20 protein-coding genes and 1 pseudogene are annotated in these 21,622 nt (G+C 68.0%); 7 read left to right on the plus strand and 14 right to left on the minus strand.

Annotated features, from left to right (window positions below; genetic code table 11):
• The first annotated feature begins 63 nt into the window (after positions 1–63).
• Positions 64–1,863 (plus strand): vWA domain-containing protein, encoded by a 1,800-nt coding sequence (locus AC1RR5_RS19055; protein WP_492923929.1) that lies wholly within the window; start codon positions 64–66, stop codon positions 1,861–1,863.
• Positions 1,864–2,057: 194 nt separating this feature from the next.
• Here AC1RR5_RS19055 and AC1RR5_RS19060 read toward each other — a convergent pair whose 3' ends face one another.
• The 6 genes and pseudogenes from AC1RR5_RS19060 to AC1RR5_RS19085 form a co-directional block, all read right to left on the minus strand.
• A complete protein-coding gene (locus AC1RR5_RS19060) occupies positions 2,058–2,225 on the minus strand; it encodes a hypothetical protein (RefSeq protein ID WP_492923931.1) in 168 nt (55 codons plus the stop codon).
• Positions 2,219–2,716, minus strand: a complete 498-nt coding sequence (locus tag AC1RR5_RS19065; RefSeq protein WP_492923933.1) for a hypothetical protein — start codon at positions 2,714–2,716, stop codon at positions 2,219–2,221. Before AC1RR5_RS19065 ends, AC1RR5_RS19060 begins: the two co-directional genes overlap by 7 nt.
• The gene (locus AC1RR5_RS19070; protein ID WP_492923935.1) at positions 2,713–4,236 is read right to left on the minus strand and encodes a right-handed parallel beta-helix repeat-containing protein; all 1,524 of its coding nucleotides are present in this window, start codon (positions 4,234–4,236) and stop codon (positions 2,713–2,715) included. The genes AC1RR5_RS19065 and AC1RR5_RS19070 overlap by 4 nt, the downstream gene beginning before the upstream one ends.
• Positions 4,181–5,738, minus strand: a pseudogene (locus AC1RR5_RS19075) (tetratricopeptide repeat protein); the annotation flags it as partial. The gene AC1RR5_RS19070 and the pseudogene AC1RR5_RS19075, both read right to left, overlap by 56 nt.
• A gap of 263 nt (positions 5,739–6,001) precedes the next feature.
• Positions 6,002–7,225, minus strand: coding sequence for an acyl-CoA dehydrogenase family protein (locus AC1RR5_RS19080; RefSeq protein ID WP_492923937.1), 1,224 nt, complete (start codon positions 7,223–7,225; stop codon positions 6,002–6,004).
• 15 nt (positions 7,226–7,240) lie between these two features.
• Complete coding sequence (locus AC1RR5_RS19085) at positions 7,241–8,356, minus strand: acyl-CoA dehydrogenase family protein (RefSeq protein WP_492923939.1); 1,116 nt, start codon at positions 8,354–8,356, stop codon at positions 7,241–7,243.
• Positions 8,357–8,503: 147 nt separating this feature from the next.
• Between AC1RR5_RS19085 and AC1RR5_RS19090 the strand changes: the two genes are divergently transcribed.
• On the plus strand, positions 8,504–9,061 hold the full coding sequence (locus AC1RR5_RS19090) for a hypothetical protein (protein WP_492923941.1): 558 nt from the start codon (positions 8,504–8,506) through the stop codon (positions 9,059–9,061).
• On the opposite strand, the gene AC1RR5_RS19095 is transcribed toward AC1RR5_RS19090, so the two are convergent.
• The gene (locus tag AC1RR5_RS19095) at positions 9,058–9,705 is read right to left on the minus strand and encodes an OmpW/AlkL family protein (RefSeq protein WP_492923943.1); all 648 of its coding nucleotides are present in this window, start codon (positions 9,703–9,705) and stop codon (positions 9,058–9,060) included. The two genes, AC1RR5_RS19090 and AC1RR5_RS19095, sit on opposite strands and share 4 nt — an antisense overlap.
• A 98-nt stretch (positions 9,706–9,803) precedes the next feature.
• Complete coding sequence (locus AC1RR5_RS19100; RefSeq protein WP_492923945.1) at positions 9,804–10,697, minus strand: CPBP family intramembrane glutamic endopeptidase; 894 nt, start codon at positions 10,695–10,697, stop codon at positions 9,804–9,806.
• A 101-nt stretch (positions 10,698–10,798) separates the two neighbouring features.
• Between AC1RR5_RS19100 and pepN the strand changes: the two genes are divergently transcribed.
• A complete protein-coding gene (gene pepN, locus AC1RR5_RS19105) occupies positions 10,799–13,390 on the plus strand; it encodes an aminopeptidase N (RefSeq protein ID WP_492923947.1) in 2,592 nt (863 codons plus the stop codon).
• Positions 13,391–13,555: 165 nt separating this feature from the next.
• Positions 13,556–16,084 (plus strand): cell cycle histidine kinase PleC, encoded by a 2,529-nt coding sequence (pleC, locus tag AC1RR5_RS19110; protein WP_492923949.1) that lies wholly within the window; start codon positions 13,556–13,558, stop codon positions 16,082–16,084.
• 25 nt (positions 16,085–16,109) lie between these two features.
• Here pleC and AC1RR5_RS19115 read toward each other — a convergent pair whose 3' ends face one another.
• The 3 genes from AC1RR5_RS19115 to AC1RR5_RS19125 form a co-directional block, all read right to left on the minus strand.
• Positions 16,110–16,397 (minus strand): hypothetical protein, encoded by a 288-nt coding sequence (locus tag AC1RR5_RS19115; protein WP_492923951.1) that lies wholly within the window; start codon positions 16,395–16,397, stop codon positions 16,110–16,112.
• 192 nt (positions 16,398–16,589) lie between these two features.
• Positions 16,590–17,123 carry a hypothetical protein gene (locus tag AC1RR5_RS19120; protein ID WP_492923953.1) on the minus strand — a complete coding sequence of 178 codons (534 nt, stop codon included), beginning with the start codon at positions 17,121–17,123 and terminating at the stop codon, positions 16,590–16,592.
• A complete protein-coding gene (locus tag AC1RR5_RS19125; RefSeq protein ID WP_492923955.1) occupies positions 17,120–17,317 on the minus strand; it encodes a hypothetical protein in 198 nt (65 codons plus the stop codon). The genes AC1RR5_RS19120 and AC1RR5_RS19125 overlap by 4 nt, the downstream gene beginning before the upstream one ends.
• A gap of 822 nt (positions 17,318–18,139) precedes the next feature.
• On the opposite strand from AC1RR5_RS19125, the gene AC1RR5_RS19130 reads away from it, so the two are divergent.
• Complete coding sequence (locus AC1RR5_RS19130) at positions 18,140–18,289, plus strand: hypothetical protein (protein WP_492923957.1); 150 nt, start codon at positions 18,140–18,142, stop codon at positions 18,287–18,289.
• Between the two features lie 148 nt (positions 18,290–18,437).
• Positions 18,438–18,779 (plus strand): UrcA family protein, encoded by a 342-nt coding sequence (locus tag AC1RR5_RS19135; RefSeq protein WP_492923959.1) that lies wholly within the window; start codon positions 18,438–18,440, stop codon positions 18,777–18,779.
• Positions 18,780–18,792: 13 nt separating this feature from the next.
• Here AC1RR5_RS19135 and AC1RR5_RS19140 read toward each other — a convergent pair whose 3' ends face one another.
• From AC1RR5_RS19140 to AC1RR5_RS19150, 3 genes are read right to left on the minus strand one after another with little or no spacing between them, the layout of a single operon-like run.
• Complete coding sequence (locus AC1RR5_RS19140; RefSeq protein WP_492923961.1) at positions 18,793–19,239, minus strand: NUDIX domain-containing protein; 447 nt, start codon at positions 19,237–19,239, stop codon at positions 18,793–18,795.
• 7 nt (positions 19,240–19,246) lie between these two features.
• Positions 19,247–20,275 (minus strand): phospholipase C/P1 nuclease family protein, encoded by a 1,029-nt coding sequence (locus AC1RR5_RS19145; RefSeq protein WP_492923963.1) that lies wholly within the window; start codon positions 20,273–20,275, stop codon positions 19,247–19,249.
• 20 nt (positions 20,276–20,295) lie between these two features.
• Positions 20,296–20,883, minus strand: coding sequence for a glutathione S-transferase family protein (locus tag AC1RR5_RS19150; RefSeq protein WP_492923965.1), 588 nt, complete (start codon positions 20,881–20,883; stop codon positions 20,296–20,298).
• Positions 20,884–21,083: 200 nt separating this feature from the next.
• Between AC1RR5_RS19150 and AC1RR5_RS19155 the strand changes: the two genes are divergently transcribed.
• Positions 21,084–21,599: a 3D domain-containing protein gene (locus AC1RR5_RS19155; protein WP_492923967.1), complete on the plus strand. Its 516-nt coding sequence runs from the start codon at positions 21,084–21,086 to the stop codon at positions 21,597–21,599.
• Positions 21,600–21,622: the final 23 nt, after the last annotated feature.

The raw sequence follows: 21,622 nt of genomic DNA on the forward strand, positions 1-21,622 counted from the left end.
GCGCCCAGCTTTCGTCATATTACGATTGTAATTGATTGGGCGTCACAGGCAGGGAGATCGGCCATGGTTCGTCGAGGGCTTCGCGTCGCGGGCGTCAGCCTGCTCTCTCTGGCCATGGTCGGCGCGTCGCCGGCCTCGGCCCTACCGCCCGGCGACGGGATCGTGACGCCGGAGGCCTGCGCGGCCCTGGGCTTCGCGGCCGTCTTGAGCCGAGACGACATCGTCGTATCGGGGGTGCGCAAGCATGTCTCCGGCGTCACCGGCCGGGCCCCCATCGCGGAGTATTCGGCCCGGGTCGGCGCGCCGCCGCCACCGCCGCCGCCTCCCCCACCGCCCGCCCCGGCATACGCGACGCCTCCGCCGCCACTGCCGATCCCGCCGGTGCAGTCGCGCCTCGCCGCGCCCCAGAACATCGGCGCCTTCCCGTCCATCCAGGCCCCACCGCGCGACACCGAGCGCTATCCCAACGCGGCCGCCAACCCGGTCAAGCGCGTGGCCGAGGAGCCGGTCTCGACCTTCTCGATCGACGTCGACACCGCTGCCTACGCCAACACCCGCCGCTTCTTAAACGACGGCGCCGCCCCGCCGCGCGACGCCATTCGCGTCGAGGAGCTGGTGAACTATTTCGACTATGGCTATGCCCGTCCGGCCAGCGCCGAGACGCCGTTCCGCGCCACCGTCGCGGTCGCGCCCTCGCCGTGGTCGAAGGAGCGTCAGATCCTGCATATCGGCCTGCAGGGCTATGCCGCCCCGCGCGCCGCCGATCCGCCGCTGAACCTCGTCTTCCTGGTCGACACCTCGGGCTCGATGATGAGCGCGGACCGCCTGCCTCTGGCCCAGAAGGCGCTGAACGTGCTGATCGACCAGTTGCGCCCGCAGGACCGCGTGGCGATGGTCGCCTATGCCGGTTCGGCCGGCGCGGTGCTGTCCCCGACCGACGGCCGCTCCAAGCTGAAGATGCGCTGCGCCCTGGGCGCGCTCCAGGCGGGCGGCTCCACGGCCGGTGGTCAGGGACTGGAACTGGCCTACGCCCTGGCCAAGCAGAACTTCGCCAAGGGCGCGGTCAACCGGGTGATCCTGGTCACCGACGGCGACTTCAATGTCGGCATCTCGGACCCGACCCGGCTGAAGGACTTCGTCGCCGACCAGCGCAAGAGCGGCGTCTACCTGTCGGTCTACGGCTTCGGGCGCGGCAACTACAACGACACGATGATGCAGGCCCTGGCCCAGAACGGCAACGGCGTGGCCGCCTATGTCGACACCTTGAATGAGGCCCGCAAACTGCTGCGCGACGACTTCCAGGCCAGCCTGTTCCCCATCGCCGACGACGTGAAGATCCAGGTCGAGTTCAATCCGGCGCGGGTCGCCGAGTACCGCCTGATCGGCTACGAGACGCGCCTGCTGAACCGCGAGGACTTCAACAACGACAAGGTCGACGCCGGTGAGGTCGGTTCGGGCGCGTCGGTGACGGCGCTGTACGAGATCACCCCGGTCGGGGCGCGACCGTCGTCGGATCCGCTGCGCTACGGCGAGCAGAAGCCCGCGCCGGTCGCGAGCGGCGAGTTGGCCTTCCTGAAGGTGCGCTACAAGCCGCCGGGCGGGACGACCTCGAAGCTGATCGAGCGCCCGATCGGCAAGGCGGACAGCTACGCCACACTATCGGCCGCGCCGGAATCCACCCGCTTCGCGGTGGCGGTCGCGGCCTATGGACAGAAGCTGCGCGGCGATCCCTGGCTGGACAACGGCTTCGACTGGCCTGCCATCACCACTCTTGCGCAAGGCGCGCGCGGCGATGATCCCGACGGTTTGCGCGCGGAGTTCGTGCAGCTGACCAAGGCGGCGCGGGACGTGAAGGCGCGGTGATCGTCAGCCGAACCAACCAACTTCGCCTTCCTAGGCCTTGTGCCTAGGACCCATCGTTCCGCAGCTGCTGCGCTGACCGGATGCTCGCCTACGCTAGCGGAGCCTCCAGGAAACGGCCGCATCCAGCCGCGCCATGGGTCCTAGGCACAAGGCCTAGGAAGGCAGGTGAGTTGGATAGGTCGGGATTTTCTAGTCTACGGAATACGCGGCCGGATCGTGTCGATCGGCGGCGGGGGCGGCGTCACCTTGTGCGGGTTCGGCGCCGAGGGGGCCGGCGGGCCATGGTACGGCGGATAGGGCCGAGCACCGCAGGCCGCCAGGGCCAGGGCGACGAGGCCCAGGGCCAGGGCGGGTCTCAGCATCGACGGTCGCCCGGGCCGCCCAGGCCCAGGCCCGAACGGAAGCAGCGGTTCTCGTAGCGCGGGTCCCACACCTCGGTGTGGCCGTCGCTGCGGGTGAACTGCCAGCGCTCGCCACGATCGTCGCGGCCCGAGATGCTGACCTGGCCCGGACGGTCCGAGGTCACGCCGTACGACTCGCGGGTGATGCCGTCGACGGCGCAGGACGAGACCAAGCCCGGTCGGCTCAGATCGCCGGTCAGGCCCGCGGCCGAGCCGGTCTGGGCGTTGTAGGTGGCGATGTCGGCGCCGCCACCACGCCCGCCGCCGACGAACACCTGGGTGCCCGTCGTGCTGTCATAGGTCATGATGTCGGGGGCCTGGCCGGTGATCGGCGCGCCGCAGATGTCGCGACGCTTGGGACCGCCCTGCCCCGGCTGGGCCGAGGCCTGGGCCGCGACCAGGGTCGAGGCGGCGACCAGCGTGACCGCGAAAGCGCGAACCAGCTTGCTCATCGGGGAGCTCCTTGAGCCGAGGGCGGCGAGACTTTCTCGTAGGTCGGCGGCGCGCCCACCGGACCGGGAACGGTGCGGTAGACGTCGGGCTTGCGCTGCGGACCGCCGGCCAGGCCGGAGGCGGCGGCGTCATCGGCCAGTTCCGGCGGCGGGTTGGACGCGGCCATCGGGGTCGAGGCCCCGATCGCGTCAGCGGGCCAGTAGGTGTCGTAGTCCAGGCGGGCCCGGTCACGCTGGGTGCGATAAAGCTCCGGCGCCTCGAACCACGGACGGCAGGTCAGCTCGCCGTCGAAGAAGCCGCTGACCAGGGCCTTGCAGCCTTCGGGGCGGGCATAGATGCGGTTGTCGACAGCGCGGATCTGGCCGCCGGCGTCGGCGTAGATGCCCGAGCGCATGACGCCCACGATCTTGTTGTGGCTGGCATAGGCGATGCCCGAGGCCACGTAGAGGCCGACATCGACCGCTTCCAGCTCGCCGTCGTTGAGGCGCAGGTTGGCGTTCTCGACCGTCACGGCCCAGTCGCTGTCGCGGACCACGGGGCGCAGCAGGGTCGTCTCGTCGCCGCCGCCGATGTAGACGCCGCGCGAGAAGCCGTCGACGTACAGGCCGTCGATGGTCACCAGCTGCTGGCGGTTCATGCCGCTGATCACGAAGCCGGCCGAGTTGCGGGTGCGCGACGAGCCTGTCCAGTCGCCCAGGCGGACGATGCGGATGTCGCGCAGGCGGCTGTCGCCGGCGGTCTCGAAGGCGCCGCCGATTGCCGTGGCGGCGATCTCGACGTTCGAGGCCATGATCGTGCCGGTGGCCTTGACCACCGCCGAGCGGGTGCGGCCGATGAAGACGGCGTTGGACAGCTCGATGCGGCTGTCGCCGATGTCGAAGGCCGAGGCGTCGCCGTCGTAGCGGACCGAGACGTCCTTCAGGGCGATCTCGGTGGCGCGGCCGACGATGCACGAGGCCGAACCGCCGCGGCGGGACTCGATGCCCAGGCCTTCCAGCACGACGAACTGCACGCCCGGCGCGATCTTGATGCAGGGCTGGTCGGCCGGGGCCACCAGGATCGGACGGCCCGGCGCGGGCTGGTAGTTGCGCACCACGATCGTCACCGACTGGGTGATGTTCAGCGACTCGACGCAGGCCCCGCCCTCGCTGGAGGTCAGGGTCAGGGTGTCGCCGTCATAGAGGCGCGCCAGCGTGTCGGAGACCTGGCCCGGATAGGCATAGTCGCAGTTGATCTCGCGCGGCACATAACCGCCGCCGCCGGGACCGTAGCCGCCACCGCCGCCCATCACGCAGCGACCGCTGCGGGCGCGATAGTAGCCGCGCGGACAGGGCCTGGGCTTGGCGTAGCGGACCTTGCAGCCATGCGAGAGGTTCGGCTGGATCAGCAGGCCGAAGCAGGGCCGGATCTGCTGGTCGATCTTGGCGTCGGGCGAGGCGAAGGCGACCTCGGGGGCGGCGGCCGTCACGCCGAGGATCAAGGCGGCCCAAAGCGCCATCAGGCGGCTGAGGCGCAGCATCAGTAGTCCCTTTCGCTATACGGACGACCACGATCGGCCGCGGGCCGAGGCGGACGCGAGACCTGGGCCAGCAGCTGTTGCAGGCGGTAGGCCGACGGCTTGAAGCCCGAAAGGGCCCCATCCAGCTGGTAGACCACCGCCTTGGCGCGGTCCTGGTCGGCCACGCCCTGCAGGCCCAGGGAGAAGAAGGTCGACATGGCGTACTTGGCCTCGGCCGAACCCTGGCGCTCGGCTTCCGAGTACCAGTGGTAGGCGCGGGCGTAGTCGCGCGGCACGCCGACGCCTTCGGAGTACATGACCGCCAGCACCAACTGGGCCTTGGACGAGCCGTTGACCGCCGCGTACTGGATGGCCCGCACCTTCTCGATCGCGGCCAGGCGGCCGGTGGCGGGACGGCCCAGCATGCTTTGCAGCGTCTGGGCGTCGTTCACGGTGAGCAGCTTCTCGTCCAGCATCGGCGACGGGATGACCCGCAGATAGGTCAGGGCCTCGGCCACGTGGACGAAGGGCAGTTCGTTGATCCGGCTGAGCGCGGCCTCGCGCGCCTCGCCCGACAGGTCCGACTCGTCGGAATGCGGCACGCCCGAGTCGGGCGATTCCGGCGGATAGAACTCGTAGGTCGGGATCCAGCGCTTAGCCTTGGTCTCGACGAACGAGCCGTAGGACGCGCGCTGCGGCGAGGACCGTTCGAAGTCTTTCAGCATCACATAGGCCGACACATCGCCGGTCTGCACCGCCAGGTAGTTGTACAGATAGGCGTCGACGTCGTTGCGACGGAACAGGTCCAGAGCCGCCGGCGCGCCGGGCGTGCTGGGCTTGCCGTAGGCCTCGATGGCCTGGAGGTTGTCCGACGGCTCGCCATAGGGGCCGAAATAGCCGTCGTGGATGCGCGCCAGGGTGCGGAAGCCGTCCGCGCCCTGCGCCGACAGCACGTAGATCACGCGGTTGCGGACCTTCTCGCGCTCTTCGGTCGACATGCGCGACAGCAGGCGGTCGAGGGCGCCATAGGCGCTGCGACGCTCGAAGGCGCGGCAGTCGTCGAAGCGCGAGACGGCGCGCGATTCCTTGCCGCGACGCTCATAGGCCGCGATCGGCGCGTAGCCGCCCGAATTGGACAGGGCCATGGCGTACCAGACGGCCGCCTCGACCGAATCCTCGAGGTTCTTGTCGACCGCGCGTTGGCCTTCGTAACGACGGGCCAGCTCCAGCTGGGCGAAGAAGTCGCCGCGGAAGCCGCCCTGGCGCAGGGCGCGAATCTCTTGCTGCTGCTGATTGAACTGGCCCGACACGCCCTGGGCCGCCTGCGGCCGGGGGCAAGCGCTGGCGCGCTTGTGGAACCAGAAGCTCGGGCCTGTGTCGCAACCAACGAGGGGAATCACCACCGCCGCCACGATCGCGCCCACGGGGGCGCGACGCAGCCAGACGGAACGACCGGCGTAAGCCCGCCGGGCCGCTTCGCGGAGCATCGCAAGGCGCGCAAAAGCGTCGCCGGCCTGCCGCATGAATCCCCCTTCAGCCCAGCCCGTTAACCATAAAACAACGATCTCTCATGTGCCCGGCAGCGAGCACTGTCAAGGTCAGCTCAACCCATCCGGGGATGAAGTCTTTGTCACGACAGTGAAGGTTCGCTCGACAGGCGAATTTTCGGGATTTCCCGGCATTTCGCCGTCGACGGAACAACTTGAGAGAAGCGTCGAGAAGCCGACGGCAGTCTTAAACCGCCGCCGACTCTCTCATAGCGAAGCTAGACGAAGATTCGACGAAGCTAACGACCAGTCGGCATGTCCTTGAAGGCCACGTCCTTGTCGACCCGCACATCGCCGGGCAGTCCGAGGACCCGTTCGGCGATGATGTTCTTGAGGATTTCGTCCGTGCCGCCGGCGATCCGCAAGCCCGGGGCCCACATCAGGCTCTGCTGAAAGGCCGCTTCGGCCGGGGCCTGATCGGGATCGACGAGGATGCCGTATTGGTCCTCCATCTCGACCGCGGTGTTGGCCAGTTCCTGCAGCTGGTTGGCCGAGATGATCTTGCCGATCGAGCTTTCCGGCCCCGGCGTCTGGCCGCGCGACAGGGCGGTCATGGTGCGGAAGCGGGTGAACTTCAGCCCCTCGGACTGGACGTACCAGTCGGCCAGCTTTTCGCGGAACGCCTGATCCTTCAGCGCGGGGCCGGTAGCGCCGGCTAGGTCGCGGGCCAGCTTCATGATCTCGCGATAGTTCGGGCCGGCCGAGCCACCCACGGCCAGGCGCTCGTTCATCAGGGTGACCAGGGCCACCTTCCAGCCCTCGCCGACCTCGCCCAGGCGCTGGCTGTCCTTCACGCGGAGGTCGGTGAAATAGACCTCGTTGAACTCGCGACCGCCCGACATCTGGTGGATCGGCCGGCACTCGACGGCGGCGTCGCGCATGTCGATCCAGAACATGGTCAGGCCCTTGTGCTTGGGCACGTCGGGGTCGGTCCGCGTCAGCAAGATGCCGTAGTCGCAATAGTGGGCGCCGGTGGTCCAGACCTTCTGGCCATTGATCACCCACTCGTCGCCGTCGCGCACGGCGCGGGTGCGCAGCGCCGCCACGTCTGAGCCGCCGGCCGGTTCGGAGAACAGCTGGCACCAGATCTCCTCGCCCTTCACGGCGGGCGAGACGAAGCGCTTCTTGGTCTCGCCGTCGGAGAAGGCCATGACCGTCGGTACGCACATGCCCAGGCCGATCGTGAAGTAGCCGTAGCCGAGCCCGGCCTTGCCCTCTTCCTGGCCGAAGATCACCGACTGGATCGGCGTGCCGCCGCCCCCGCCGATGGCCGCGGGCCAGGTGATGCAGGCATAGCCGGCCCCGGCCTTGGTCGCCTGCCAGTCCTTGGCGGCGGCCATGTGCTCGGGCGTGTTGGGCTTCAGCTCACCGAACTTGGCGCGGTGCGCGGCGGCGTTCTCGGCCAGCCAGGCGCGGGCCTTTTCGCGGTAGGCGGCTTCTTCGGGGGAGTCGTTGAAATCCATGGTCCTCGCGCTCCCTTAAGCCGCGTTCTTCTGTTCGAGCTGGCTGACGAGCCGCTCCTTCCAGACCTTGGGCGCGCCGGCGACCAGGCTGAGCTGCCGCGAACGGCGGTAATAGAGGTGGCAGTCCACGTCCCAGGTGAAGCCCATGCCGCCATGCACCTGGATGCTTTCCTTGCTGGCGAACCAGAAGGCTTCCGACGCCGCGATCCGCGCCGCCGAGGCCGCGATCGGCAGCTCCGGCGCGTCGTCGTTCAGGGCCCAGGCGCCGTAATAGGCGTTGGAGCGGGCGACCTCGTTCTTGACGTACATGTCGGCCAGCTTGTGCTTGATCGCCTGGTAGCCGGCGATGACGCGGCCGAAGGCGTAGCGGCCAAGCGCATATTCCTTGGCCATCTCCAGGCAGCGATCGGCGCCGCCCAGTTGTTCGAAGGCCAGCAGCACGGCCGCGCGGTCCAGGATCGCCTGGACGATCTCAAAGCCCGCGCCCGCCTCCCCCACCCGCTCGGCGACCGCGCCGTCGAAGGTCAGCTTGGCCACGCCGCGCGTGGGATCCAGGCTCTTCAGGGTCTCGCGCTTCACGCCGGCCTGTTTCAGGTCGACCAGGAACAGGCCCGGACGGCCGCCCTCGCTGGCCAGCACCAACGCGGTGTCGGCCACGTCGCCGTCGGTGACCGGGATCTTGGTCCCGGTGAGCTTGCCACTCTCGACCCGGCTCTGCAGCGTGTTGGGGCCGACGACGCCCGGACCTTCCGAGGTCGCAAGGCAGCCGATCAACTCGCCGGCGGCGACGCGCGGCAGGATCGCAGCCTTCTGGCCATCCGTGCCGTGGGCCAGGATCCCCTCGGCCAGGAAATAGACGGTGGAGGCGAACGGGATCGGCGCGACGGCGCGGCCCAGTTCCTCGGCAATGGCGCACAGCTCGATGCGGCCCAGGCCCAGGCCGCCGTGCTCCTCGGGGATCGAAGCGCCCAGCCAGCCCTGCTCGGCTACGCCCTTCCAGAGCTTCTCGTCGAACGAGCGGTCGGCATTGTCGAGCACACCCCGCACGACGGCGACATCGCAATGGGCGGCGAGGAACTTGCGCGCCTCGTCCTTCAGGAACTTCTGGTCGTCGGAATAGTCGAAATCCACGAGCGTTCTCCCTGGACCGGGCTCTTTACGGCCGATCTCGGGGACCACACTGAACGACGTTCACGCGAAGGGAAAGATTGACCCGGCGTCAAGAATTTCAGGTTCTTATGGCGACCTTTCGTATCCAGTCGGACGTTACCCCACGGCATGGCCAAGACCGTCTTCCAGAAGAACCAGAGGGTGTGGGTCGAGAGCGTCGGCTGCTGGGCGACGGTCGACAAGATCGTGCCCATCTGGGCCAAGGGCTTCGACGAGCCGGTGCGCGTGACCTACGACGTCGGCCTGGGCCGCGAGTTCCTGGCCCACGAGCTGAAGGCCGAGGACAAGGTCGACCCGCAGGAAGGGGGCCTCGCCTCCAACTGGCGGATCCTGCGAGCCCGCAACAAGTGGCAGCAGGAGAACGACTGCGCCCACCATCCCTACCCCGGCACCTATCCGGTGGTGGTCACCGACGCCCAGGACTGGGGCGGGTGGCGCACGCCAGGGGCGGAGTACGACCGCGACCCGCACAAGATGGAATACCAGGCTCGCCTGATCGCCAGCGCCCCGCGCCTGCACGCCATCGCCCGCGAACTGCTGACCCTGGTCGCCGACAATCCCGAGGACGCCCCGCCGGCCCTGACCGGCCTGGCCCAGAAGATCGTCGCGATCGAGCGCTACCTGCAGGAAGCGCCCGCCGCTGGCCCCGCGTCGGACGAAGACTAGAACCGCCTTCCGAAGCCGACCGAGACCACCAGAGGGTCCAGCTTGACCTTGGACGTCAGCGCGCCGCCATTGATCTTGGCGTCGGTGTCGAACCACACCTTCTTGACGTCCAGGTTCAGGCTGTAGGCGGCGTTGATCGGGATGTCCGCGCCAGCCTGCAGGGCGTAGCCGAAGCCGTTGTCCAGGTCGACGGTGAAGCCGTTCGCGTCCTTGCCGCTGTAGAACAGCATGTAGTTCAGCCCCGCCCCGACATAGGGGCTGAAGCGTGCGCCGGGCAGCGGGTGGTATTGAAGCGAGACGACCGGCGGCAGGACCCAGGTCTTGTGGACCGCCACGTCCGTCCCCGCCCCCACGGCCTTGACCGTGTGCTGGGTCGTGCCGGCGATGACCTCGACGGCCAGCTTGTCGGTCAGGAAGTAGCTGAGGCCGATGGTCGGCTTGATGTCGTCCTTGACGTCGGCCTTCAGGCCCGTGGCCGCGCCGGCGGCGGTCAGGATCGGGTCGCCTGCGTTGGGCGCGACGTCCGTGAGCCGGACGTTCAGGACGATGTCGCCCTTGGCTTTCGGCGTGACCTGCTGCGCCAGAACCGGCGTCGCGCTCAGGCCCGCGACCACGGTCAGGGCCAGGAAAAGCTTGGTGGTCATCGGTATCCCCTTTCGACCTTTGCTGTGTCGAAAGGGGTTTGCGCCCGCGTTCAGGCCGGCTCGTTGACCCGCCTCAAAAGACCACAATAATTTTGTGACTATTCCACTGCCGCGTCCGGCTTGGCCTTGAAGTTCCCCTTCTTCCAGGCCCACCACAGCACCACGACCGCCGTCAGGGTGCCGACCACCATGGCCGGCAGCGAGGCCTCGGGACCGAAGGCGCCGCCGCTCAGGAACTCGGGCGCGCCGGGCTTGGGCTTGCTGACCAGCCAGCTCTCGACCACCGGGATGCCCGAGACCGAAGCCCCCCACACCCAGCCCTGGGTGAAGTTCCAGGCCGCGTGGACGCCGATCGACATCCACAGGCGCCCGGTCAGCAGATAGAAGCCGGCCAGCATCAGACCCGCCTCGATGGCGATGGCGGCGGCGGCGACCGGGCTGGCGTTGGGATTGGCCAGGTGCAGGGCGCCGAACAGCGCCGCCTGCAGCACCAGGGCCGGCCAGATGCCGAAGGCGCGCATCAAGAGGCGCAGGACGATGGCGCGCATCAGCAGCTCTTCCATGACGCCGGACTCGACGGCCATGGCGATGGTGCCCCAGGCCGAGGCCGGGCGCGGGCCGCTGATGTCGTAGACGCCCAGGGCGTAGAGCCCGGCCACCGCCGCGCTCAGCATGGCCGCCCCGACCACGAGGCCGATGGCCAGCTCAGCCGGCGCCTCGCGCAGGTTCAACTCCTGCGGCCAGCGTCCCTCGGCCAGCCAGACGATCCCGCCGTAGAGGGCCAGGCCCGCGACGCAGATCGCCGTGACCTTCAGCACGTCCAGCAAGTGGCCGCCTTTCGCGAACAACGGATTGCCGACCGCCTGGGCGCCCGCATAGACGAGGCTGAAGACGATGAAGAGCAGCACCATCCAGCCGGTCGCGCGCAGCCAGCGCAGCGGCCCGGGATGCAGGAACCGCCTGCGCCCGACTTCCAGTCCGCTCTCCGCCATGACGCACTCCCCCCGCTGATCCGATGCGCAACCAGCCAATAATTCGAGCTTGGCCGCAAGGTCCTCTCGCGGAGGCGATCCCGCGGGACTAAGTAGGACGTATGCGCACCGACACGCCCCAGCCCGTCCGCCTGGCGGACTATCGCCCGTTCCCCTTCGCCATCGAGACCACCCGGCTGATCTTCGATCTGCACCCGTCCCAGACGCGGGTGACAGCCGAGCTTTCGGTCAGCCGAACCGGGGCCAAGAGCGAGCCGCTGGTGCTGGACGGCGAGCGGCTGAAGCTGCTGTCGATCGCCATCGACGGCCAGGCCCTGAGCGCCAACCAGTACACGGTCGATCCCGAGCGCCTGACCCTGCACGAAGTCCCCGACCAGTTCGTGCTGACCACCGAGGTCGAGATCGATCCGTCGGCCAACAAGGCCTTGATGGGCCTCTACATGTCGGGCGGCCGGTTCTGCACCCAGTGCGAGGCCGAGGGCTTCCGCACCATCACCTACTTCCCTGATCGGCCGGACGTGCTGAGCCGCTACAGCGTGCGCGTCGAGGCCGACGCCCAGTTCCCGCACCTGCTCAGCAACGGCAACCTGGTCGACCAGGGCGCGCTGGACGGCGCGCGCCACTTCGCCGAGTGGACCGACCCCTTCCCCAAGCCCTGCTACCTGTTCGCCCTGGTGGCCGGCGACCTGGACGTGCTGGCCGACACCTTCGTCACCATGAGCGGTCGCGAGGTGGCGCTGAAGGTCTTCGTCGACCCCGGCCAGGCCCCGCGCGCGGCCTATGCCCTGGATAGCCTGAAGCGGGCCATGAAGTGGGACGAGGAGGCGTTCGGCCGCGAATACGACCTGGACCTGTTCATGATCGTCGCCGTGCGCGACTTCAACTTCGGGGCCATGGAGAACAAGGGGCTGAACATCTTCAACAGCTCCCTGCTGCTAGCCGATCCGCAGACCGCCACCGACATGGACTACGAGCGCATCGAGGCGGTCGTGGCCCACGAATACTTCCACAACTGGACCGGCAACCGCATCACCTGCCGCGACTGGTTCCAGCTGTGCCTGAAGGAAGGCTTCACGGTCTTCCGCGACCAGAGCTTCAGCGCCGACATGCGCGGCGCGGCCGTGCAGCGGATCAAGGACGTCAAGGCCCTGCGCGCCCGCCAGTTCGCCGAGGACGCCGGCCCGCTGGCCCACCCGGTGCGCCCCTCCAGCTATCTGAAGATCGACAACTTCTACACCGCGACGATCTACGAGAAGGGCTCGGAGATTATCCGGATGCTGAAGACCATCCTGGGCGCGGAAGCGTTCCGGAAGGGCAGCGACCTCTATTTCGAACGCCACGACGGCCAGGCGACCACGGTCGAGGCCTTCATCGCCTGCTTCGCCGAGGCCTCGGGCCGCGACCTGTCGGACTTCTTCGGCTGGTACGAGCAGGCCGGCACGCCGACCGTGGCGATCGCCACCGTCTATGACGAGGCCGCCCAGAGCCTGACCCTGACCCTGGCCCAGGCGACCGCCCCCACGCCCGGCCAGCCGCTGAAGAAGCCCCTGCCCATCCCGGTCGCCATCGGCCTGCTCTCGGCCGACGGCGCGGTGCTGCGCGACACCGAGGTCTTACTGCTGGACAAGCCGCTGCTGACCGTCCGCTGGGATGGCGTGACCAGCGCCCCGGTCCTGTCGGCCCTGCGCGGCTTCTCGGCCCCGGTGAACCTGTCGACCGACGCGCGGCCGTCCGACCGCTACGTGCTATTCGGCTCCGATCCCGACCTCTTCAACCGTTGGGAAGCCGGCCAGACGTTGGCCGGCGACCTGATCCTGGCCCGCGCCGCCGGGACGCCCGACGAGGTCGGCGAGGAACGCTACGCCGAGGCCCTGGGCCACGCCCTGGTCGACGAAGCGGCCGAGCCGGCCTTCAAGGCCCTGCTGCTGTCCCTACCGTCCGAGCCGGACCTGGCCCTGATGTCCGAGGCCGCCGATCCGGCCGCCCTGCACGAGGCCCGCGACAACCTGCGCGCGCGGATCGCCATCCATCTGGGCGACCTGCTGCGCCGCCTGCACGGCGAGATGCAGAGCGAGGGCGAGTTCTCCGACAGCGCCCAGGCCGCCGGCCGCCGCGCCCTGCGCAACGCCTGCGCCGACGTCCTGGCGGCCGATCCGCACGCCGACAACCTGATGCGCCTGGCCGGCCACTTCGAGGCGGCGCGGAACATGACCGACATGATCGGCGGCCTCAATCCGCTGATCGCCACGGGCGGCGACGCCCGCGACAAGGCGCTGGCCAGCTTCCACGACGCCTGGAAGGCCGAGCCGCTGGTGCTGGACAAGTGGTTCGCCGCCCAAGGCCGCGATCCGAACGAGGACGCCCTGGAACGGGTGATCGCCCTGACCCGTCACGTCGACTTCGAGCCGACCAACCCCAATCGCCTGCGGGCCCTGGTCTCGACCTTCGCCAACTTCAACCCGTCGCGGTTCCACGACCCCAGCGGCGCGGGCTACCGCTTCCTGGCCGACCAGATCCTGGCCGTCGACGGCTTCAACCCGATGACCGCCGCGCGCCTGGTCGAGCCCCTGGGCAACTGGCGGCGCTACAAGCCCGAGCTCGGCCAGCTGATGCGTCAGCAGCTGGAACGCGTCGCGGCCCATCCGGAGCTGTCGAAAAACGTCCTGGAGCTGGCGACCAAGGCCTTGGCCTAAAAGAGGATTTCACGAGTCGCCGCCGCCTGGGTTGCGACCAATGGGCTCACAAGCACGGAATCCGCCTTTCCGGCGGTGACGCGATCACGGCCGGTACGGTAGATTCACCATCTTGGCGAAGTGACTCGCCGCGTGAATCTGGAGCCGGGTGGTTTGGACAGGGGTATGGCTAGACACGGGGGGCCGGCGGCTGCCGGACCAGCCGCGCCTGCGGCCGTGCGCGCCAAATCCGTCCAGGCGCCCTCTCAAGCCTTCGTCCGCGTGGCCATCTTGGCGGCCCTGCTGCTGCTGGCCGTCTACACCGCGTTCGGCGTCCGGCGCCTGCAGCACGAGGCCACGGCCCAGCCGGGCGGCGCGCCGCTGTCGGCCAAGGCCGGGCTGATCGCCGGCCGGGTCGAGACCGGCCTGGCCGCCCAGCGCGCCGGCCTGTCGGCCGCCGCCGACCTGCTCAAGCGCGATCCGGGCGCGACCATGGACGCCGCCGAGACCGCCCTGCGCGCCGCCGGCGGCGAGGCCGCGGCCATCGCCGTGGTCAGCCCCGCCGGCGTCGTCTCCGTCGCCGGCCGCGACGACGGCGCCGACTGGAAGTCCGCCGCCCAGGCCGCCGCCGCTTCGGGCCGCACCACCTGGACCGGCTCGGTCGGCGACAGCGGCCGCCTGTACGTCGCCACCACCGCCACCCTGGACAAGACCCGCGCCTTCGTGATCGCCAGCGGCGACGCCACGCGCCTGATCGAGGATCCGGAAAAGGGCGACAGCGGCGCCCTGGCCCTGCCCAGCGGCAAGCTGATCGCCGCCCGCGGTCGCGCCTCGCAAGGCGCCGCCACCCTGCGCGAAGCCTTCGCCCTCGCCGCCGAGGATATCGGCGACGGCCCCGTCGCCCTGCGCGGCCAGGCCGTCGACGGCGCCGCCCTGGACCTGGCCGTCCGCCCGGTCGCCGAGGGCGCCCTGCTGGTGCTGGCCGCCTCGCCCACCCGCAGCGTCGCCAACCTGGACCGCCAAGTCATGGAAGGCGCCTTCAACCTGCTGGCCCCGTTGGCCGTCGGCATCGCCCTGGCCTTGCTGCTGATGATCCAGAGCCGCAAGGCCGAGCGCGCCCACCGCGAATTCATCGATAGCGAGCAGCGCTTCCGCCTCGCCGTCGAGGCCGCGCGCTGCGGCATCTGGGAATGGGACCTCAACGCCGACCAGGTGTTCCTGTCCGACGTCACCGGCGCGATGTTCGGCTGGGGCGGCGGCGGCGTGGTCTCGGGCCAGGACCTCTTGGAGCGCATCTCGATCGACCACCGCGAACGTGTGCGCCAGGCGCTGGCCAACGCGGCCATGTACGGCGCCTTCGACGTCTCGTTCCGCGTGCCGGCCACCGAGCATGGCCAACGCTCGCTCTGGATCGACGCCCGCGGCCAGGGCTTCGGCAAGCCCGGCGCCGACGGCTATGTCCGCATCATCGGCGTCGCCTTGGACGTCACCGAGGAGCGCATCGCCCAGGCCCGCGCCCAGGCCGCCGAGAACCGCCTGCGCGACGCCATCGAAAGCGTGTCGGAAGCCTTCGTCCTGTGGGATCGCCAGGGCCGGCTGCTGATGTGCAACCGCAACTACCGCAGCGTCTTTTCGCTCGAACCGAAACTGCTCAAGCCCGGCGCCGCCCGCGCCGAGGTCAACCGCTTCGCCGCCCTCGCCATCAAGCAGGACCACCCTGCCCCCGACGGCGCCAAGGGCGTGCGCGAGGCCGAGCTGATGGACGGCCGCTGGATCCAGATCAGCGAGCGCCGCACGGCCGAAGGCGGCCTCGTGATGACCGCCGCCGACATCACGGCGATCAAGACTCAAGAAGAAGCCCGCCGCCTCAACGAGGAGCAGCTCCAGAACGCCATCACCGGCCTGGAGCGCAGCCAGGAGCAGCTGGCCGAGCTGGCCCGCAAGTACGAGACCGAGAAGGTCAAGGCCGAGAGCGCCAACAAGGCCAAGTCCGAGTTCCTGGCCAACATGTCTCACGAGCTGCGCACGCCGCTGAACGCCATCAACGGCTTCTCCGAGATCATGATGAACGAGATGTTCGGCCAGCTCGGCGACAAGCGCTACAAGGGCTACAGCCAGGACATTCACTCGTCGGGCCAGCACCTCCTGGCGCTGATCAACGACATCCTCGACATGTCGAAGATCGAGGCCGGCAAGATGAACCTCAAGTTCGAGCCGATGCATCTGGAGGACGTGGCCGAGGACGCCGTCCGCCTGATCCGCAACCGCGCCGAAGCCGCCGGCTTGAAGCTGGCCATCGAGTTCCCGCACCTGCCCGAGATCGAGGCCGACTATCGCGCGGTCAAGCAGGTGCTGCTGAACCTACTGTCGAACGCCATCAAGTTCACCCCGCGCGCCGGCAGCGTCACGGTCCGCGCCGAGGTCCGCCGCGACCCGTTCGGCGACATGGTCAAGGTGTCGGTCACCGACACCGGCATCGGCATCGCCAAGGAAGACCTGGCCCGCCTGGCCAAGCCGTTCGAGCAGGTCGAGAGCCAGTTCTCCAAGACCACGCAAGGGACCGGCCTGGGCCTTGCTCTGACCAAGTCCCTGATCGGCATGCACGACGGCGTGCTGGAGATGCACTCCCAGCCGGGCGAAGGCACCACGGTCAGCTTCACGCTGCCGGTGCGGCAGAGCGACCACAAGGCCACGCGCGACTTCGTGGCGGCGTAAGGGGGTTAGCCTGCCAGCCGGTTCCCTATCGATCTGGCGATCCGGCCCGGCCCTTGCTCGCCAACAGCATTATCGGCAAGACAAGCAGCATCGTCAGCGCGACCGCCGTGAAAAGCGCTAGACCGACCGCGATCTTCGCGGACGCTGCCACTTCCCTTAGCCAAAACTCTGATGTCCCTCCGACGCCTACGTAGGTCAGCGCGAATAGCAGCTTGATGGCGGCGGCCAATGCGCCGACCTGCACCGCACCGACCGCGACCGATCTCAACATCTTCTTGAGAGCATCGCTCCGCTGAGGCTGGTCTTCGAGCATGCTCCAAGGTGGCCAGACTAGCGGGCGGTCCGCAATGAGTGGAGTGCGGATGTTCCGGCTGATCACTCTGAACGTCCGATTGGCACCAATCGCGGACTTTGCCATGCCTCCAGAAACTGGACTTATCGAACAGCGCACCGAGGGGGCTTCCTGCTCAGTCGCGTTAAAAGGTGAAGCATGGCCTGGGCGGTATTACTTCTCTTCGACCTGCAACACGGTGTTGAGGGTGCTATGCGCTCGTTTCACCATGCTAGGAGCTACCAGCACGAGTAGGAGACCAACCAAGATTAGCGCCACAGCGCCAACGATGGCCCGCAGCGCCTGCTCCGCAATCCATTTCAGCGCATTAAAGAAACCGGCAGTAGGCTTGAACCAATCCAGAAAAAGCTTGAGCAAGCCGGCCGCGCTCTGGGCGGCTACATAGGTTTTCAGCCCTTCACCTGCCTCTGCCCGGAGTTCGCGAAGCTGCTTCTCGGTCAGATCGTCCCAGACGCTCCAAGCGATCTGTTCGTCATAAGTGCCGTTGCATTTATGATCTTCGGCTAGCCAGCGGTCCTCTACGAACCGACCGATTGCGATCAGCCACTCAATCTCGTCAAACTTCTTCCCAGCGGTCGCCGACTCGGAAAGGAATCTATCACGGATGCTAACATACGGCACGATCGCATGATCCGCCGAACTGTTGCCCTTCCGCGATTTACGGGCCTTCGCAGGCTGCTCGGTCAAGCAGCCTCGATCCGAGCGCGGATCTCTCTTTGGGCATCGAGCTCATTGTCGAGCAAACCGGCGGCTTGCAGGCGCTCACGCGCTCGCTCGCTGGCAGCACGGAGTTTCTCGCGGTCGCGAGTGATAAACGTGCCGTAGGCAGCCCGATCGTGCGAACCGTAGCCGCTGAGCAGGCGTGCCAGAACTTTGACCATTAGTCGTCCCGTCATCACAAGCTCCGGCGACTTAGGAAGCCGAAGCGTCACCATAATTTGGGTGATGCTTCGTATTGTCAAGTTTGGGATCAACGCGCCTGCCGCGACTTGTTTCCACAATTCAGCACTTTTCGTGGCGATTGCGATGGGTGTGGGTCTTGCATTTCAGCCTTCCGGTTCGACCTGCATCGACTCGCAGCGGCGAACGAATTGGGTCAGCAGCATGGATGACGTCCGCCCGGGGTCGGAAGCGGACACGCGCGTCCCGCTTCAACAGAACGGGCATTGAGAATCGCCAATCCCCGGCATTCGCGGTCTCGACCCCAGCGAAATCAACGGCTTCCAACTTTTACATCCGCGCGAATGATCCGCGCTCAGCTCCGCCCCATAATCGTCCTCACCCGATGGCCTGGAAGGGACGTCCGGCCGGCGAACTGGGCGGCTGTCGGGGGTGGTCGAGCGGGCGTGTTCGGCGGCGCGGGGATAGACCCGCAACGGCATCTCTCTGGCGGCGGTCGGCCCTGGAACACAGAAACGACGTGGGATGCTGGCCGGCGACACGACAGGCGGATCGAAAGGTCCGCATCCGGGACCGGGCTTGCCGCCCGCCCCGCCCGTCGGAGGCTTCAAGGACGGCCAGGCGCCAACAGCGTCGGGACGTCGCGCTTCCGGATAACGACCGCGCGGGGCGTTGCGCTTCGTCGAAACGGTAAGTTTTTCCATCTGCTCCGGGCGAGGTCCCGGCGTCCCACTTCCCTCCCCGTCCCCTCCGGCGCAGACGCGTCGGAGCGCTTCGACCTGCCTGAAGGAAAGAAAAGGCCCATGCCGCGAACCTCAAGCCCTCATCCGCCCGATCCCGAATGGCCGCCGGCCCGCAAGGCCCAGCTGCGCCGGAACGTCTGGAAGAAGATGCGCAAGTTCAGGAACTCCAAGGAGTTCGCGCGGATGGCCGCCAAGGACAAGCCAACATGAACTTTTAGAAATATTACTTGGACTTCATAGACTTAAATCGACGTCATGAAGCACTCGTAACGAGTATTCAGCCGGCAGCCAGACTACACCCTCATTCAACGGATCGCCGCCGCGGGCGACCACAACAAAGACTAGAGGGACATTAGTCATGAGCAAGATCGTCAACCGTATCGCCGCCGTCGCCGCCCTGGCCCTGGCCGCCACCCCGATCATCGGCCTGACCGCCGCCCACGCCGCTCAGCCGGTCCAGCCGGTGGCTCGCATCCTGGTCGGCGACCTGACCCTGTCGGACCCGACCGACGCCCGTGAGTTCGAGCGCCGCGTCGATCGCGCCGCCGCCAAGACGTGCAACGGCCTGCGTGGTCTGTCGGCCAAGGCCTGCCGCATGGACTTCGCCATCGACGTCAAGGACGCCATGACCGAGCAACAGGCCGGCGACCTGAAGATCGCCCAGCGCGCCGGCGCCAACATCGCCCTGGCCTCGAACTAAAGGAACTCGGGGCCTAGCCCCGGCGCATCCAGGCCGCGACCGCCCAGGCATGGGCGTCGTGGCGGAGGGCCACCACCGCGTCACGCGGGTCCAGCCACACCAGCTGGTGGTCGTCCTCGATCTTCAGGCCCGGCTTCTCGCCGGTGACCTTCACGACGTAGATCCCGCCATGGTTCAGGACGGGCTCGCCGTCGGACTTCAGGAAGTGCTGCGACACCGTTTCGATCAGGGACCCGGCCTGGACCTCCAGGCCGGTCTCCTCGCCGAACTCGCGGGCGACAGCTTCCTCTTCGGCTTCATCGCCATCCACCGCCCCGCCGGGCAGGTCGAAGTACGGCGCCTTGCCGGGCTTGGTGACCTGGGCCAGGGCGATCCTGCCTTGCCCGTTCTCGGCCACGCCGAAGGCGGCGCGGCGGTGGCGATAGGTCAGCCCCTCGACGGGCTTTCCGAAGTCCAGCATTCCCGGATCAGTCCTTGCCGTAGAGGTCGAACCACGGATCGGCCTTGCCGGCCGCGACGTCCGCGACGCTGATCTCGGGACGATAGCCGATCTTGCCGTTGGCGCTTTCACGCCAGGCGTCGGTCACCAGGTCGCGCAGGGCCGTGGCGCCGGCCGCGATGCGGACCTGGACGAAGGTCTTGGCGCGCGGGTCGGTCGCGACCATGCCGCCGGCCTTCTCCAGCGCGTACAGCGGCTCGGTCTGCTTCCAGGTGTCGGTCAGATAGCCCACGATCCGGGTCTCGATCGAGCACTCGCAGGCCTTGTAGGCCGGCACCAGCGCGGCGACCGACTTCTCGTCGCCCACCGCCGCGGCCAGCGGGCCTTCGAACGCGCCGTGCGTCTGGCGCGAGTTGGTGTAGCCGTTGGGGTTCGGATAATCGCCCCAGCCGTTGTAGTGCACCGACAGGTGCAGCGGCTGGCTGCCGTCGCCGACATAGTGGGCCCAGACACCCAGGTCGCGCAGCAGCAGCTGCTCGCGACGCTTCAGGTCGGCCTTGTAGTAGGCCAGCCTGGTCTTGTCCTTCTCCAGCTTCACGGCGGCGGTGAGGATGCGCCAGTAGGTGAAGTCCTTCACCAGCTGCTGGTAGCCGTCGATGATCGCGTACGGCAGGTAGCCGGCCTTCCAGCTGTCGACGCCGGCGGCGCGCAGGGCGGTCTCGTAGTCGACGCGGGTCGGCGGCAGGGTCGCCACCGTGAACATCGGACCGCCGTACATCCGGCCCTGGTCGTCGACGTCCAGGAAGTGGGCGGCGTCACGGTCGGTGTCGTGGATCTTGCCCGAGCCCTTCCAGCGGTCCGGCTCGCGGGCATATTCGCCGATCGCGGCGATCCCTTCCGGCGTGCGCAGGAAGGCCGGCACGTCCGATGGCAGGCTCTTGGCGCCGACGACGCCCACCACGCGGTGGCCCGAGGCGCCCCAGGCGAAGGCCGAAGCGGCCGGCGCCGACAGCACGGCGGCGAGGGTCAGGACTTTCAGGCTGGTCGACAGACGCAAGAGGGACGCTCCGAGAAGGATCAGATAATGCCGAGCGCGGTCTCCATCCGCCCCACCCAGGCCTTCACGGCCGGATACTGCGAAAGGTCGAACCCGCCCTCGTGCGCCACGCGGGTGTAAGCCACCAGGGCGATGTCCGCCAGGGTGAGACGCTCGCCGACCAGAAAGGGCGTTTGTTTCAGCTGTGTTTCCAGGCGCGCCAGGGCCGCGTCGCCGCGCTCGATCAGCTTGGTTTCCAGGCTGTCGCGGCTCCTGCCCAGATAGGCCATCTGGAAGCGGGCCACCGCCACATACGGCTCATGGCTGTACTGTTCCCAGAACAGCCATTCGAACATCTTGGCGCGGTCATAGGCTTCGGCCGGGATCAGCACCGAGCCCTCGGCCAGATGCAGCATGATGGCGTTGGACTGCGACAGCGGCCGGCCGTCCTCCAGGATCACCATCGGGACCTGGCCGGCGGGGTTCAGGGCCAGGAACTCGGGCGTCCGGCTCTGCGCCTTCAGGATGTCGGTCTCGATCCAGTCGAACGGCAGATGCAGGCGCTCGGCCGTCCACTTCACCTTCAGGCAATTGCCCGAAATCGAGTCGCCGTAGATGCGCAACGTCATGCCGGGTTCCTTCTGCGAAGCTTCTGAATCGTAAAAAAGTGAGTCTTTACAGCACAGTTTCAAGCCTCTGAATCCTTGCCGTTTTTTCGCCCACCAAGCGAGCGTGACCGCAGGTGCGACGCCTGCCGGGGTTGTCACGGGTCCGTGATAGGGCTACCCAGACCCCGCCCGACAGATACGCCGATAAGAGGACACCCTCGATGCGACGCAAGCTCGCCGGAATTTTGGCCACCGCGGTCATCTCCGCACTCGCCATTCCCGCTCTCGCCAATGCCGCCGAATCCACGCCCGCCACGGAAGTGCGTTCGGACCCGCTTGGCGACCTGATCAGCACCGCCCTGGGCGGCGGCGCCCTGCCCGGCTCGGTCGAGTTCAAGATGCGGGCGACGATGTATCACGCCGGCGCCAAGGGCATCCGCGCGCTCGACTCGCTGGGTTGCAAGGTCGCGGCCATGCGCACCGTCGCGGTCGATCCCAAGGTGATCCCGCGCCGCACCGTGATCTTCATCAAGGAAACCGTCGGCCTGACCATGCCCGACGGCGCCAAGCACGACGGTTACTGGTACGCCTCCGACATCGGCGGCGCGGTGAAGGGCCTCAAGCTCGACCTCTTCAGCGGCGTCGGCGCCGCCTCGATGAAGGCCTTGGGCGGCGTGGACCTGACCAGCTTGTCGGTCAGCACGGTCGGCCAGTTCAAGGGCTGCCCGCCGCAGTAGCACTTAACGTCCGCGACCTACGC

Source organism: Caulobacter sp. GW821-FHT11E11, assembly GCF_058808315.1.